A 16,950-nucleotide genomic window follows, 5' to 3' on the forward strand; every position below is an offset into this window, starting at 1 on the left:
ATTGGAGCGAAAAGGGCGGCGACTCCAGTGGGATCAAGTGAGTAAGATGAGACTTCACATCGAACGCCAAAGCGGACGGTGAAGGCTCATCACTCACCCCACGGAAAGCGTCCGCCCTGCAGCGGAAATCCTAGCGGTAACTTCCTTAAGACACATTATCCCTATAGGATACAACTCGTTGAATTACCCCCAAACCAAATCGTCTAGCATTCTATGAAAGTGAAAAAAGGTATCGAGAGATAGTACTCTCGATACCTTTTTTAATAAGAGCCGCAAGTTGTTGCTCTATTTTCCCTATATTAGTCAGCGAAAGCTAAAGCTGCTTCTACTTCACCCCATGGAATATTTAATGCGTCTGCAACACCTTTTCCATACGCAGGGTCTGCTTTATAGCAATGCGTGATATGACGAAGTTGAATATGTTTGTCAACACCGTTCATATTTCTTCCAGTGTTTTCAAATAATACTTGTTGCTGTTCAGGACTCATTAAGTTAAATAATTTTCCTGGTTGTTCGAAGTAATTATCGTCATCTTCACGGAAATTCCAGATATCTGCGGCACCATGAATTGCTAAAGCTGGATCTTTAAACTCTGGTTGTGACTTCCATTGACCATACGTGTTTGGCTCATAGTGAAGAGTTCCACCTAGGTTGCCATCCGTGCGCATTGCTCCATCTCTATGGAATGAGTGTACTGGGCACTTTGGTTGGTTAACTGGAATTTGGTGATGGTTTACACCTAAACGGTAACGCTGTGCATCCCCATACGAGAACAAACGACCTTGTAGCATTTTATCAGGAGAGAAACTAATACCTGGTACTACGTTAGCCGGTGTAAATGCTGCTTGTTCTACTTCAGCAAAGTAGTTATCTGGATTACGATTAAGTTCGAATTCACCAACTTCGATTAATGGGAAATCTTTTTTGTACCAAACTTTAGTTAAGTCAAATGGATTGTAAGGCATGTTACTTGCTTGTTCTTCTGTCATAACCTGAATGTACATTTTCCATTTAGGGAAGTTACCTTGTTCAATATTTTCGAAAAGATCACGTTGGTGACTTTCACGATCTTTACCTACTAATTCTTCTGCCTCTAAATCTGTTAAATTTTCAATAGGTTGCTGTGAACGCATATGGAATTTGACCCACACACGCTCGTTTTCAGCATTGATCATACTGAATGTGTGACTACCGAAACCATGCATATTACGGTATGTAGCAGGGATACCGCGTTCACTCATCACGATTGTTACTTGGTGAAATGCTTCTGGTAAAGAAGTCCAGAAGTCCCAGTTGTTATTTGCATTACGCATATTTGTACGCGGATCACGTTTTACTGCATGGTTTAAATCTGGGAAATTCAGTGGGTCACGGAAAAAGAACACTGGTGTATTGTTTCCAACTAAATCCCAGTTTCCTTGCTCTGTGTAAAATCGCATAGCAAATCCACGAATGTCACGTTCTGCATCCGCAGCTCCGCGTTCACCAGCTACAGTTGAGAAACGTAGGAATATATCTGTTTCTTTTCCAACTTCTGAGAAGATCGCAGCTTTTGTATATTTAGTAATATCATTTGTAACAGTAAATTTACCATATGCTGCTGAGCCTTTTGCATGCATACGACGTTCAGGAATTACTTCTCTATCGAAGTGTGCAAGTTTTTCTAATAACCACACGTCTTGTAGTAATAGGGGACCTCTAGGGCCTGCAGACATCGAATTTTGATTGTCTACGACAGGTGCGCCCGCCGCTGTTGTTAATTTGTTGTTTTGATTTTCTGACATTAATAATTCCTCCTAGATTAGAATTCTTATAATTCAATAATGATTATATCAAAGGAAAAGAAATAATGCTAGAATTCTAGTGTGATTTTTTTATGATATTTATTCTAAACTATTTTAGCTTATTAGTAGACATGGGAGGAAAGTATGATTGCACCATATGATTTACTTATTGAAACTCAGATGAATAGATCAAATAAGGTAAATCTTTGTACACTTCTTTATAGGAAAGCCATTCTCAATTAATCAAGAAATAAATCCTCAATAATTTTCGCTATGTTTCAATTCGATACCCACGAGTGCCTTAAAAGGGTGTGCAAATTTTTCCTTCTGGAACAAGCTCGAAGTCGTCTACATATTTTTATAGGTTTGTCTAAGGCATGAATATTTTAGCCAAAATTCCTAACAGTGTATATACATAAATAACCCCAGGTGCACGGTTTCCTACACTTGCGTAAACTACGCCTTTTTCTCTTGCTTTTGTTTAAATGTTTGGTAATATACGCTTCTTAGTTTAAACGATTGAACATGTTATAAATATTCCTGTTTGTTTGAGATAAATAAGTTAGGGAGTATATACTACTTAAATCGTTTAAAAACTGTGTGCGACCAGCGGGTTTCCTACTTGAACGCTTCTCGTCTTTGATGCTTGCATAATATAGTTGCCACCTCCAATTTATAGTTCTATATTTGTATATTTTAACATATTAAAGCAAAGATTTATCGAACTATTTTTGAAAATTCTAAACTATTTGATGATGTGAAATTGGGAAAAAGTTGTTCGTTATGAACAAGTTTTGATAGTTTCGAACAAATATTATTGACATTATTAGTTGAAACGGACATAATATGTTCATAGTGAACACGCTTTCAAAGATTGAAAGGATGATCTTATGACACCTACTTTACGAAAGAAACGAATTTTAGAAGAGCTCTTGGAAAATGGAAAAGTGGAGATTTTAGATTTAGTTGATTTATTGGAAGTATCCGCAATGACCGTTCGCCGTGATTTAGATGAATTAGAAAAACAGAAGAAACTTATAAGAACACATGGTGGTGCAACAATTCCACAAGCAATTATTGCAGAACGAAGCTATAGTGAAAAGATTTCAGAAGCACATTTGCAAAAAGTTGAAATTGCGGAAATTGCAGTTAGCCTAGTAAAAGATGGCATGAGAATATTATTAGACTCTGGAACTACCACGCTTGAAATTGCAAGACGTTTAAAATCAAGAAAAAATTTGACAATAGTCACTAATGATATAAAAATTGCTGCCGAATTGATAGACAGTCAATTAGAGGTGATTTTATTGGGTGGTAAAGTACAAAATAATGTTGGGGCAGTTTTCGGTTCCTATGCAGAAAAAATGTTAAAAGACATACATGTAGACATATTATTTCTTGGAGCTCATGCAGTACATTCGACGTTAGGGATAATGTCTGCCACATTTGAAAAAGCTGCTATAAAAAAAGAGATGATTGTCGCAAGTGAAAGTGTGTATTTAACTGTAGATGCTCAAAAGTTTGAAAAAAAAGCATTTGCTAAAATAGCGGATGTGGATTCAATAACTGGGATTATTACAGATCAAACAATGTCCAATGATTTACTGGAAATTTACGGAGAAATGTCTACCTTTATAAAGGGAGTGAAGTAGTGAAAATTGGAGTTATTGCGGACGATTTAACAGGGGCAAATGCTACTGGAGTTCGTCTTTTAAAGAATGGTTTTTCAAGTGCAACTGTTGTATTTGACGGGGAAGTTCCGACTAATGGTGACTTCACTGCAATTGGTATAGATACCGATAGCAGATATTGCACCACATCCGTAGCAGAAACCCGTGTTCTCAAAGCCTATGAGCAGCTTTCTACTTGGGGGGCTAGTGTGATTGCAAAGCGTATTGACAGCACTGTTCGTGGAAACCTTGGAGTAGAAACAGATGTTTTATTGACAGCTATGGGAAGAAATAGCGTAGCGGTTGTAGTAGCATCCTTTCCTGATTCCGGTCGCGTTGTTTCAGGTGGATATTTATTGGTAGATGGAGTCCCCGTGGAGGCAACTGATGTAGCAAAAGATCCGATGAATCCAATAACGAAGTCACATGTTCCAACTATGATGGAAGAACAAAGTAGTTATTCGGTTTCTCATATTGGACTTGGAAAAGTATTAAAAGGGAAAGATGCAATCCAATTAGAACTAATGCGCCAAATTGAAAATGGAAGCCGAATAATTGTTATAGATGCGGTCACTAACGAAGAAATCGACTGTATCTCGGAAGCAATGGTTTCAATAGAAGGAATTTGTTTTGTTCCAGTAGATCCAGGACCCTTAACCGCCTCATATGGTCGTATGAAAGCACATCAAAATGTTCAAACGAATAAATTTATTGTTACAGTGGGTAGTATTACTCCTTTAACAGGGAGACAGCTTAACTATTTAATTGATAAGAAAGCTGCCCAGCCTGTTTACGTTCATACGAAAGCCCTTGCTTCTATTACCCATACATGGGAAGAAGAAATTGAACGTGCAACAAAAGAAGCTTTAATTAAATTGGAAGATCAAGAAATGCTAATTATTACGACATATTCCCCTGGGACTGAAAAGTTAGATTTAACCGAAATTGCAAACCGTGAGGGCGTCACTGAGGAAAAACTGGCAAAACGAATTACTGAAGGACTTGCTAGGGTGACGAATAGTGTTGTACAGCAAACGGAACATACTATTGATGGTACGTTCTCGAGCGGAGGAGACGTTACTGCCGCGTTATGTGCAGTAAGTGAAGCAGAAGCAATTGGCTTGCAAGATGAAGTACTTCCCCGAGCTGCTTATGGTCATTTCATCGGTGGAACATTTGATGGAATTCCTGTCATAACAAAAGGTGGTACGGTAGGAGATAAATATTCTATCTATAAATGTGTAAGATTTTTAACGAATAAAAAAGTAGAAGGAAGTGTATAGGATATGACAACAGTAAGAGAAATTATAGCGATTCCTATGGGAGATGCGGCAGGCATTGGTCCAGAAATCACAGTGAAATCATTAGCAAAAGAAGAATTATACAGTATGTGTAAACCGTTAGTAGTAGGGGATGCAAATATACTTCGTAAAGCGATAGAAGTAACCGAAGCAAATTTACAAGTTAATACAGTAGAAGCTCCTTCAGATGGTCTTTATGAATTTGGGACAATTGACATAATCGACCTTGCAAATATTGATATGGATGCTTTTGTACCAGGGCAAGTATCTGCACAAAATGGTCAAGCAGCATTTGAATTTATTAAACGTTCTGTTGAATTAGCGATGACAGGGGATGTGAAAGCAATTGCAACTACACCTATTAACAAGGAATCGTTGAAAGCAGCGAAAGTACCCTATATCGGTCATACAGAAATGTTAGAAGATCTAGGAGGAGCACCAGATCCATTAACTATGTTCCAAGTAAATAGTATGCGCATTTTCTTCTTAACTCGTCACGTTTCCGTTGCGGAAGCCATTAAGCAAATGACAAAAGAGCGAGTGCATGATTACTTGATACGTTGTGATCAAGCACTTCAACGTTTAGGGGTCGAAAATCGTAAACTTGCGGTTGCTGGACTAAACCCACATGCGGGAGAAGGCGGTCTATTTGGTAATGAAGAAGTAGAAGAGATAAAACCAGGCGTTGAATTAGCAAAGGCCTCTGGAATTGATGCATATGGTCCTGTTCCAGCGGACTCCGTATTTTTCCAAGCATTAAACGGAAAATACGATGCAGTGCTTTCTTTGTATCACGACCAAGGTCATATAGCTGCGAAAATGACTGATTTCCACCGTACGATTTCCATCACAAATGGTTTACCATTCTTACGTACTTCAGTTGATCATGGTACAGCGTTTGATATCGCATGGAAAAATATTGCGTCTGAAGTAAGCATGTACGAGTGTATTAAACTTGCAGCAGAATATGCTCCAAAATTCACACGCGAATCATTGTAAATAATTGAGGAGGGGAGCAATTGCTTTCCTTCTTTCTTAAAAAAGAGGATGAAAGGGGTTTCATGGGAATGACATTAGAAATGCAAATGTTACTTGGCTTGGCGATTGGTATCACCGTTCTTATTTTACTAGTATTAAAGACAAAAATTCATGCGTTTTTAGCACTTATCATTGCAGCATCTATTACAGGATTAGTTGGAGGTATGGAGCCTTTAAAAGTGGTAAATTCCATTTCTACTGGTTTTGGGAATACCCTTGCTTCTATTGGAATTGTAGTAGGTTTAGGGGTTATGATGGGGCGTATTCTAGAAGTAACCGGTGCAGCTGAGAAACTAGCTTACTCTTTAATACGTCTCGTAGGAAAGAGAAAAGAAGAGTGGGCTATGGCGATTGCCGGATATATCGTTTCTATTCCGATATTTGTAGATTCTGCTTTTGTTATATTAAATCCATTAGTAAAATCGTTATCACGTAAAACAGGTAAATCAGTTGTTACATTAGGGGTAGCACTTGCGGTCGGTTTGGCTGTGACTCATCACGCAGTACCACCAACCCCGGGACCATTAGGGGTTGCAGGGATTTTTGGCGTAGATATTGGGGAAATGATTTTCTGGGGTCTAATTTTCGGTATTCCGATCGTAATTGTTGGTGTTTTGTACGCGCAATGGATTGGGAAACGAATTTATCAAGTGCCAGAAGAGGATGGAGAAGGTTTTGTACGTAAAGATTCTTCTGAAATGATTTATAACGACTTTTTAGCGGTATCAGCTGATCGAGAAAAAGAATTGCCGTCACTTTTTCTTTCTTTTTTCCCTATTTTATTACCAATCATATTAATATTTTTAAATACAACATTAACTGCATTAGAAGTTACTGGTGGGGTTTGGGACTATGTATTATTTCTAGGTCAACCAATTATTGCATTGGCGCTTGGATTAGTTGCCGCAATATATGGCTTGGCAAATCGTATGAAGCGTGAAGAAGCACTGGAAAGAATGGAAGAAGGAATGACTACTGCTGGTATTATATTATTAGTAACTGGTGCCGGAGGTGCTTTAGGTACTGTATTACGAGAAAGTGGCACTGGCGATTATTTAGCAGAGATTATCGCAGGATTACCTTTACCAGCCGTTTTAGTACCTTTCTTTATTGCATCAATCGTTCGTCTGATTCAAGGTAGCGGAACAGTTGCGATGATCACTGCCGCTTCTATTTCGGCTCCTATACTTGCGAATTTAGATGTAAACTTAGCGCTTGCAGCGCAAGCAGCCGCACTTGGTGCTATGTTATTCTCTTATTTTAACGATTCTTTGTTCTGGGTAGTAAATCGTATGCTAGGAATTACAAAGTTAAAAGAACAAATCTTAGTTTGGTCCGTACCAACTACTCTTGCTTGGTTTACTGCGATGATCATGTTGATCATTGCCAATGCGATTGTCGGATAAAACTTAATAAACAGAGGGAATTGCTTAGAAAGCGCCAACGCCCTTTAAGAACAGAACCAATAGCTATCGTTTTCGAAGTACTTGGGAACACTTATGCTATATGATAACCGATTTTTAAGAGATGTTGATCATGACTGACCTCATGATCAACATCTCTTTTTTCGGTAATTTTCTGGCGGTTGTTTGACCGTTGCCTTTCTACAACTTTAGGAACAGGTTTCGTACGTGTTTGTGTAAGGAAAGAAAAGAAAAGAAAAGATACTTCCTAATGCATCGAGTAAGCTCCCGAAATTGCAATTTCGGGAGCTATTACGCCTTTTTGATTGGTAAAAAAAGTGTCGGGAAACCGGTGTTTTTGGGACATTTTTATGTACGTTTATCTTTTAATTGATTGTTTTACAGTTCGAGGACTGCATTTTCTATATAGTGACACATTTATTAGTTGAGTCCGATTTAATGGCGTAATTTGAATCACAAGAATAAATAAGGGACTTGTAGTGCGAAATTCGGGAAGGATCGGATCAAAGCTACCAAAGGCCAAAATCAAATCTTAAAATCCCATACATATTAAGTGTATTTTAATATTATAAATACAAAGGGGTAAGGAGGGAGTTGAACAGTAAATTGGCGCAAAACAAAAAAAGCAGTGAAGTCTTATGTGCAGCAATGGAAGAATTGAAATTTTTTCAAGATTTAATAATGGATTGCCCGACCAAATATCATGGTAATTTACTAGCAAAAATTGTTGGCTGTGATACTATTCCTTTCTTCTTAATAACCAAAAAAGGTGATCTATTAAGTGAGATTAATATAAAAGAACAATATACTACAAATTATTTTAGAGTTGAATCTATCGACTGTGATATGTGCCTAATAACTATTTCCTTACTAAAACCGTTAGATATTGAGGGGAAATATACTGATTCGATTTGTGATGTCTTTCGTTTAGAAAAAAGCACCGTCTGCAAAGTGATTGATTTGTCTCAAATAGGTGCAATTCAACTTTTGGATATTGGATTGTTAAAAAGAAATATCATTATTGAACCGAAGTGGTAATACTAACTTCCCTAGTTGATTATTAGGGAGTTTTTTTATTAACCAAAGTTTAGTGCTATTGAACATTTGTCCATGTTCAAAACAGATGGAGTGAATTTAATAGAATATATGATTACAAGAATAAAAGGAGTGTGTGAAATGACTACAATAGGTATGTTGCATCATCGTCTAGACCCTTCGACTGTATTAAAATCCTACGCCTTTGCAGCTGTTGCAAAAGCAGAGGGTGCCAAATTTTTTTATTTTACTCCAAAAGCAGTGAATTTCGTAAACCGTTCTATTAAAGGGCAGGTATATGAAAATGGAAGTTGGAAAGAGAGGATTATGCCTTTTCCCGACGTTATTTATAATGCGGGTAGCCCTGAAAAACTCGCAATATCGAAAGAAATTATTGAAAAATTAAAGAGTGAAATACCTTTTACAACCAATTCGATAGGGAACAAATGGAACATTAATGAGCGACTTAAAGAAGCGAAGAATTTTTCAAACTACTTGATCCCTTCTGAGGTTATAAAAAATTTAGATTCGTTCTATAAGTTTCTGACTGCATTTCAAAAAGTAGTATTTAAACCGATTGATGGAAGAAAAGGGAAAGGTATTTACCTAATTTCTATTAAAGAAGATGGGTTTGAGGTTAGAAAAAACTCGGAAAATGAATGCTATTCAAAGGAGCAGTTAGATGAGTTCATAAAGGAAAAGTTATCAAGCGGAACGTTTATTATTCAACCTTATATACGATCAATAACTAGCTCTGGCCAAATATATGATTTTAGATTACATGTTCAAAAAAACGGGGAAGGCAAGTGGGTGATTACTACTATTTATCCACGTATTGCACCAAAGGGCTCCATCATTCCAAATATAAATAATGGAGGTTATACAAATTACTTGACTCCTTTTTTGGAACAGGAATTTAAAGAAAAAGCGTTTAATATGAAAAGAACGTTGGAACACTTCGCGTTATCACTAGCTAGTCATTTAGACCAGCTGCAAATGATGAAATTCGGGGAAGTTGTAGATGAACTTGGGATAGATGTCGGTCTAGATGAAAATATGAAAATCTGGATATATGAAGTGAATTGGCGTCCAGGCTGTCCACCCGCATTCTATTTGGAATTAGATGTAGTCATTCATACGATTCAATATGCAATGTATTTAGCCAAAAACCAAACAAAAATTAAGAATGAGATAAATGAATTAAAGAAAAAGAAAATGGAAGAGAAAGGGAAGAAACCTGTAATTGGAATTACGGGTAGTGCCGGGAAAACGACTACTAAGGCATTTCTTGGTTCTATATTATCTAAAAAGTGGAATGTCTTCGAGTCAAAAGATTATTGGAATACTACCGAACATACGAAAAAACATGCTGCCGAAATAAATGATAAGCATGAAGCAGTCGTATTGGAATATGGAATGGCTTATCCCGGTGTCATTACAGAACATTGTAGTATTATCCAACCTACGATTAGTGTAGTTACAAATATAGGACTTGCCCATGTGGGTAATTTTGATGGTGATATAAAAAAAGTTGCACAAGCAAAATCAGAAATTATTCATGGTATGGATCAAACAGGAGTGCTTATTATAAATAAAGATGATGAGAACTCAAAACATTTGGAAAAACAGCATTTTAAAGGGAAAATAATGACAGTAGGGATTAAATCTCCTGCAACGTACCGAGCATATAATATTCAATATGAGGATAATGGAATGAGTTTCAAGATGAGGTTAAGAGGACAGGAAATAAAATTATTCATTCCAATATTAGGGGAGCATCATGTATATAATGCGTTAAATGCAATTGCAGTTGCGGATCATTTAGGATTTACACCAATGGAGATTAAAACCGGATTAGTTTTTAAAAAGCCACCAAGAAGATTGACGATTTATAATTGTAAGGATAACATCACTGTAATCGATGACACGGTACATTCCCATCCACAAGGAGTTAAGGCGGCGCTGGATGTCTTAACGAATATAGGAAAACAAAGGAAGATCGCTATAATTGGACAGATGAGGGAGCTTGGTGAGCTAAGAGAACAAGAATATCGTAAAGTTGGTGAATACGTTCATGAAATAGGAGTCGACCTACTGATTACCTATGGATTTAGAACAGACGAAATTGGTACGCAAGCAAAGTTAAAGGGGTTTCCTGCTGCAAATAGCCACCATTTTAACAATAAGGAACAATTATATACGTTTTTAAAAAATCATATAAAAAGTGATGATACTATATTGGTCAAGGGTGCAAGTAAAACAAATATGTTTGAAATCGTTCGTTTTCTGGATGAAACATTCCAAGCGTAATTCCGAAAATACCTGAATAATAGTCAATGCTATACGAGCTATTATTCAGGAAATATACATATACATAAAAAGAGCACCTATTTATTAGGTGTTCTTTATTCTTCATCCAATAGGAATTTTATTTCTTTTGCAGCAATATTTGCATTAGATTTTGCTTCACCTAAATTATCTCCAGTTGCAATGATATATGCATATCGATGTCCCATAGATAATGGGGGGATGAGAAGTGTTCCTTTTTTGGGCTTCACATATACTTCGACAACTCCAGGAGCATTCGCAGCTCTCCCTTTTCCTGTTACTTTTATCAGTCTACCTTTTTTGGAAACGATTATATATTTAGTAAATACGTATTTTTTATATTTTGGCACAAGATTTGGGGTTTGACCCACGAATAGCTTAAGAGTCTCTTCCACTAGACTAAATCCAAAAGCTGCTTGAATCATTTTATTCATAGCTCCTCCTGATATTCTAGGATTGATCTCAATAAGCTTCCATCCATTCTTACTTAAACGTAGTTCTAGATGCATAGCTCCATTATCCATTCCAAATGCTTTAATGATGGACTGAAGAACTTTTTCAATTTCTGTTTTCATCTTTTTCGGTGCCTCCGCTAGTACACCATATCCTGTAATGATGAATCTCTTTCCCTTAGTAATCTCCTGTTCAACAATTGCTACAATATGTGCCTTATTATTATGGACGAGGACTTCAACCAAATACTGAGGACCGTCAATATATTCTTCGATCAAAATTACATCGTCTGGATTTTTATTTCGAAAATTCTTAAAATATTTTTCTAACTGCCCTTTTCCTTCAGCTAAAATCACATCCTTGGATCCAGTAGACTTTGCGGATTTTATAATTACGGGAAAATCTAGTTGCTCGTACAAAGCATGAGAAGTAATCATTTCATCTGGCTTTACAGAAAAAAAGATCGGACTATAAGGCTGATTTTTAAGTAATGATCGTGTTTTGTCTTTATCTTCCATTTTCTCGATAGCTTCTGACGAAGTATTGTTATGACAAAATTCATCGCAAAGCAGAGAAGCAGTATAAACAAGAGGATCTATAAAACTAACGATTGTTTCTATTTCTATTCCTTGTGCTTGTAGTTTATATATCTCATTTCTTATGTTAGGCAAATCATATACGTCCATCAAAACCATCTTATGAACTTCTGAATACTCTTCCCTTTGTTGTAGCTGTTTCTCATTGTTAGTGAATAAAATAGTAAAATACCCTAATTGCTCTGCTGCTCTCACTGCTTCTCTGCTGGATCCAGACTTATTTGTATTAATAAAAATAATTGCTTTCAAACGGCTCACCCCTTTCTAGGTATTATGTCCTTAGTAATAGGACTCTTCTTATATATATGAACAGGAGTGGGTTTGGCTTGGTTAAATAACATAAATAATAAAATTTCATATATCCAATCAACTTTAAATAAAGCCACATATTATATAAAAGAAAGGAGTGTGATAATCCTATGAAATCCCACACAGCAGGTGAAATAATTGAAATAGTTTCGGGAAAGTTAGTGCAAGGGACAAAGAATGTAGTTATCCATTATGGTGCATATCGTTTAAAGCAAATTAAAAATAAAAACACGGTTTTGTTTACAAGTGCGAGAATAATAGATTGGAAGAGTTTAAATGAATTTTTCCCTTTGGTCATTGTAACTGATAGGAAGTATAGACTTGATGAAGTGCCAGAAAATGTAACGATAATCGAAGTAATGATTGCAGAAGAAGCTTATTGGGAATTCATCCATTATTATAGGGCATTATTTAATATTCCCGTAGTAGCGATAACGGGAACATCGGGAAAAACTACAACAAAAGAGATGATTAGGTATATTCTCTCAATAGATTTTAAAGTTACTGCTACTATTCTTAGCAGCAATTCACGTACTGCCTTTCTTCAATATCTCTTGAGTATTGATGAGGAGACAGAGGCAGCGGTTTTTGAAACTGCAGTTGGAGCCCCAGGGGATATACTAAACGCAGGAGGATATGTTAAGCCAACAATTGGAATTATTACAAATATAGGAGCACATCACCTTAATTATTGTAAGTCATTAGAAGGCTATATTCAGGCAAAAGGTGAAATGATAGATATTGTTGATCCTACCGGTGTATTGATCATCAATGCCGAAGATATTAATACGCAGCGTTTAAATTTGGAGAAATTTTCTGGGAAAATTATTAAAGTTGGTAAAGATAGTTCTTGCCAATATCGTGCCTTTGACATTACCTATGGAAAAAATGGAATGGATTTTATTCTACAGCATAACTATATAAATTATCAATTATTTGTCCCTGGATTTGGAGAGCATCAGGTCTATAATGCACTTGCGGCAATAGCAGCTGCATATGAAATAGGACTTAGTATTCCAGAGATAGCGGAACGCTTAAAATCATTTCGAAAGATGAATAAACAATTGCAACTGATTGATGGTATAAATGGTTCCACTATACTGGATGATACTTGGAGTATTACAACAACATCCCTACAAGCAGCTTTAGAAGTACTAAAAGAGATTGGTAAAGAAAAAAAGAAAATAGCGGTAATTGGTACTATAACGGACCTAGGCTCTTGGGGATATACGATACACGAACAAGCAGGGGAAATTATACATCATATAGGGGTGGATATGCTTATTACAATTGGTTATCATGCCCATATAATTGCGGACCAAGCAAAAAAGTTAGGGATGAACTGCCCTATTTATTCGTTTAATAACAGTATTCTTGTTTATGACTTATTGGAAAAAGTGGCAGATTCGGATACGATTATACTTATCAAAGGCGATATGTATAGTACATCTATAAGAGAATTAGCTTCTAAAATCCGTAAAAATAATAGGAAAAAATAGCTCAAATTATATTAATAAAAGGGACAAACCATTGCATGACGTTAGTAATCATTAGATTAAAGTATAAAATAAGGAAGGAGGGGTACTATTGAAACCTTTACTTGTGAAAGAAATTCGTACTTTACTTCAAGGTGAATTAATAAGTGGTTCTGAAAATTGGAAGGTGAAAGAGACTATCTACTATCATAGACATCAACTCTCAAAACAGAATTCACTAATATTTGTTAGTAGAAATGATTCTATTAACTGGCATGAAATTAACGAAAAAGGACCCTCACTTGTTATATCTGATCTTCCTTCTTCAGAATTGAAAAATGCTTTGTCAAATACTACAGTTATCAGGGTAAGAAGTCTTGTTCAATCCTATTGGAAGTTTATGGACTATTACCGGGGTCTTTTTGATATACCGGTTGTTTCTATAACTGGTACCTGTGGCAAAACAACTACAAAAGAAATGATTCGACACATATTAAGTAAAGATTGGAAAGTGCAGGCGTCATTAAGTAGCAAAAATGAACCACGACAATCCTTACCCTATTTAACAGGTATCGAAGAAGATACAGATGCAGCGGTTTTCGAACTTGGATTAGGTAATTCAGGTAATATAACTCATCAGTGTAAAATCTATCAACCAACTATCGGTATAATCACTAATATCGGTGTGCATCATTTAGATGGTTGTGGAAATCTTGAAGGGTATATAAAAGCAAAGTCAGAAATAGTAGAAGGCATTAAGCCAAATGGTACTCTGATTATCAATGCTGATGATTTAAATACAAAAAAAGTTCCATTACAGAAATTTCTAGGCAAGATCCTTTACTTTGGAACAAATGAGAAATCTCATATGCGAGCTTCCAATATTGTATTCTCTAATAATGGTATGAACTTTAATCTTTCGTTTAAGGACAGAACGTACAGGGCATCTATCCCTGGGTTTGGAGAGCATCAAGTATATAACGCCTTAGCTGCACTTGCAGCTGTTCATGAAATGGGGATGGATCTTAGATCAGCTATCCGCCGATTAGCAACTTTTACGAATATGGAAAGACATTTAGAAATTTCCAATGGAATTGGCGGAAGCACGATTGTCGATGATACATGGACAAATAATCCTACTTCGGTGGAGGCAGCGTTGAAAGTATTAGATTCTATTGGTAAAGGAAAAGAAGTAATTTTAGTTCTTGGCGATATTAAACGTTTAGGAAATTTTCAAAAAAAGTATCACCGAGAGATTGGAAGTCTTGTTGCCAAAAGAGATATTCATACGTTGATCACAATCGGAAACATGGCAGAAGAAATCGCAAAGAAAGCATTGGAAGATGGGACGAAGGCAGATGTTCACATTTTTTCAAATGTACAGGGGGTATTAGAAGTGTTGCAACAAAAGCTTAACCCTCAATCTATTTTGCTAATAAAAGGACCAATGTCGAATCGTTCGATGATTGACTTTGCAAAAAAATTAAAAGAAGACAAGTGATAAACGGGAAAAGAAGCATTCTACCACACGGGAAAGAATGCTTCTTTTGTATTTCCTTATAGAACTCGTTTTGCAGTAATATAATGATCCTTATAGTAGTCCACTAATAGTACTCTAGTTAAAATTCCATTTGAGTTAGGAAGGATGATTCGGTGATCTCCAGCATAAATTGCTACCATTGATGGAACTTTTGATCCTTTGACACTATTAAAGAATATTAAATCTCCCTTTTTTAAATTCGCTTGGGAAACAGTCTTGCCTTTATTCAATAGCTCTTTAATATTAGTTGTTCCTAATGTTACACCATTGGTTTTGTATACATAATCGACAAAACCAGTTGCGTTAAAGCGCATGGATGACGCATCATTGATTTGTCCCATTTTAGCTTTACTGATTAAGCTATATGCTTTTGTAACAATATTGTCTCCCTTAGTAGAAGGGTTAGCAGGAAGTAAAGTGGGTAAAACTCTACGTGCTCCTACATAATTATCTTTGTAATATGGTTTGCTATTTAAGTCTGAGATGACAATGTTTTGTTTAGAGTCAGCCATATGTATCACTTTATTGTCACCTATATACATAGCTACATGATCTGGATCAGTGCCGGTTTTTTTACTTTTAAAAAATAGTAAATCACCTTTTTGAAGTTGATTTCTAGAAACTGCTGTTCCTTGTTGTAACATATAATCTTCATTATATGTTGCTAAATCTACTCCATTTTTCTCAAAAATGTACATAAGGAAACTGGCACAAGAAAACTTGTATGGAGCAGTGGGCTTATAGACTGTATTACTATATGTAGCCTTCCCAATTAAACTTTTTGCAGTTTGTATTAATTGATTAGCTTTTGCTTCTACTGCTTGTTGATTATTTTGTGTATTAATTGTAGCGGCCGAGGCTTCTATTGGAGTAGTTACAGCTGATGTAACCCCCAAAGTACTAAGAACAATTGAAAATGATAATGTAGTTGCAACGAAACTCTTTTTCATCAAATACCTCCAAGATGTTTTTTTTGTATCTTGCACTGAGTTTAGCATGCAAAAGAATAAACTATTAAGGGAATTTGTTCCATTAGATTGAAGGAGAAGCTTTCTGCCTTGACCTCAAACGGTTTATAAGGTATGTTTACAATTTGATTACAAATATTACGATTAAATGACTTGAAAGAAGAACATTTTCGTGATAAATAGAGTAGATGAGCCAGTTATTTTCATATGAGCATCCTCTAAGCATAAATAAATTACCCTGTGGTATACTAAGGGACGTAATAAGTTGAGTATTTACACTTAATAGAAATTACATCTATAACTTATCAAAAGGGGAGATTTACATATGCCAATTAAAGTAACCGCAATCATTGGAAGCAACAGAAAAGAGTCGTACAACTTGAAGCTAGTAAAATATATGCAAAAGCGCTATGCTGACCAATTAGATATTGAGATTGCTCTCATTAATGACGTTGAAATGTTTAGTAGTGATATAGAAGATAATCCACCAAAAGGTGCAATGGATTTTAAAATGAAAGTTCGCAATGCAGAAGCAGTATTATTTGCAGTACCAGAATACAACTTCTCCATTCCTGGAGCTTTAAAAAATGCAATTGACTGGATGTCCCGTAGTGGTCATGACTTAAAAGATAAGCCAACATTTATTGTAGGCTCATCTATGGGTGTTTTAGGAAGTGTTCGTGCTCAAATGCATCTAAGAGAAATTATCTCAAACCCAACACTACAACCAAAACTTCTACCAAATAACGAAGTATATATTGGTTCCATTCAAACGAAAATGAATGAGCAAAACGAAATTACAGATGCAGGAACAAACGATTTCCTAGATAATGTAGTTGGAAATTTCGTTGACTTTTATAACAAAGTAAAATAATCACATTAATCCACCAAAGACATGTAAATCGTGAACGATACGGTTTGCATGTCTTTTTATTTGTCTTCTAGTATGGCCATATTTTTAATATTTTGATAGCTGGTTTTGTAGTTTGGGTGTATAGTGGAATCATAGATTTTTTGGTGAAAGGAAGT

Annotated in this window: 12 protein-coding genes; 9 read left to right on the forward strand and 3 right to left on the reverse strand. The window is 35.9% G+C overall.

Translation table 11 applies throughout. From position 1 onward, the window contains the following. Positions 1-299: 299 nt before the first annotated feature. On the reverse strand, positions 300-1,784 hold the full coding sequence (locus FS486_RS16815; protein ID WP_144513083.1) for a catalase: 1,485 nt from the start codon (positions 1,782-1,784) through the stop codon (positions 300-302). An 890-nt stretch (positions 1,785-2,674) separates the two neighbouring features. Between FS486_RS16815 and FS486_RS16820 the strand changes: the two genes are divergently transcribed. From FS486_RS16820 to FS486_RS16845, 6 genes are all read left to right on the forward strand, one after another. After that, positions 2,675-3,436 (forward strand): DeoR/GlpR family DNA-binding transcription regulator, encoded by a 762-nt coding sequence (locus FS486_RS16820; protein WP_144513085.1) that lies wholly within the window; start codon positions 2,675-2,677, stop codon positions 3,434-3,436. Continuing rightward, positions 3,436-4,737 (forward strand): four-carbon acid sugar kinase family protein, encoded by a 1,302-nt coding sequence (locus tag FS486_RS16825; RefSeq protein WP_144513087.1) that lies wholly within the window; start codon positions 3,436-3,438, stop codon positions 4,735-4,737. The genes FS486_RS16820 and FS486_RS16825 overlap by 1 nt, the downstream gene beginning before the upstream one ends. A 3-nt stretch (positions 4,738-4,740) precedes the next feature. After that, the gene (gene pdxA, locus FS486_RS16830; protein WP_144513089.1) at positions 4,741-5,754 is read left to right on the forward strand and encodes a 4-hydroxythreonine-4-phosphate dehydrogenase PdxA; all 1,014 of its coding nucleotides are present in this window, start codon (positions 4,741-4,743) and stop codon (positions 5,752-5,754) included. A gap of 68 nt (positions 5,755-5,822) precedes the next feature. Beyond that, entirely contained in the window at positions 5,823-7,199 is a 1,377-nt protein-coding gene (locus FS486_RS16835) for a GntP family permease (RefSeq protein WP_144513091.1), read from the forward strand. Between the two features lie 612 nt (positions 7,200-7,811). Then, positions 7,812-8,255, forward strand: coding sequence for a CotY/CotZ family spore coat protein (locus FS486_RS16840; RefSeq protein ID WP_144513093.1), 444 nt, complete (start codon positions 7,812-7,814; stop codon positions 8,253-8,255). Between the two features lie 138 nt (positions 8,256-8,393). Beyond that, positions 8,394-10,562, forward strand: a complete 2,169-nt coding sequence (locus tag FS486_RS16845; RefSeq protein ID WP_144513095.1) for a YheC/YheD family protein — start codon at positions 8,394-8,396, stop codon at positions 10,560-10,562. Positions 10,563-10,657: 95 nt separating this feature from the next. Here the strand turns inward: FS486_RS16845 and FS486_RS16850 are convergent, their stop codons facing one another. Continuing rightward, entirely contained in the window at positions 10,658-11,878 is a 1,221-nt protein-coding gene (locus FS486_RS16850) for an ATP-grasp domain-containing protein (RefSeq protein ID WP_186321495.1), read from the reverse strand. A 170-nt stretch (positions 11,879-12,048) separates the two neighbouring features. Between FS486_RS16850 and FS486_RS16855 the strand changes: the two genes are divergently transcribed. Further along, positions 12,049-13,437: a Mur ligase family protein gene (locus FS486_RS16855; protein ID WP_144513099.1), complete on the forward strand. Its 1,389-nt coding sequence runs from the start codon at positions 12,049-12,051 to the stop codon at positions 13,435-13,437. An 88-nt stretch (positions 13,438-13,525) separates the two neighbouring features. Beyond that, positions 13,526-14,914, forward strand: coding sequence for a UDP-N-acetylmuramoyl-tripeptide--D-alanyl-D-alanine ligase (locus tag FS486_RS16860; RefSeq protein ID WP_144513101.1), 1,389 nt, complete (start codon positions 13,526-13,528; stop codon positions 14,912-14,914). Between the two features lie 56 nt (positions 14,915-14,970). On the opposite strand, the gene FS486_RS16865 is transcribed toward FS486_RS16860, so the two are convergent. Further along, positions 14,971-15,903: an NlpC/P60 family protein gene (locus tag FS486_RS16865; RefSeq protein WP_144513103.1), complete on the reverse strand. Its 933-nt coding sequence runs from the start codon at positions 15,901-15,903 to the stop codon at positions 14,971-14,973. A gap of 343 nt (positions 15,904-16,246) precedes the next feature. On the opposite strand from FS486_RS16865, the gene FS486_RS16870 reads away from it, so the two are divergent. Then, positions 16,247-16,795: an NADPH-dependent FMN reductase gene (locus FS486_RS16870; RefSeq protein WP_186321496.1), complete on the forward strand. Its 549-nt coding sequence runs from the start codon at positions 16,247-16,249 to the stop codon at positions 16,793-16,795. The last annotated feature ends 155 nt before the right edge of the window (positions 16,796-16,950 follow it).

This window comes from Bacillus sp. FJAT-22090 (genome assembly GCF_007676755.1).
GTDB lineage: Bacteria > Bacillota > Bacilli > Bacillales_A > Planococcaceae > Psychrobacillus.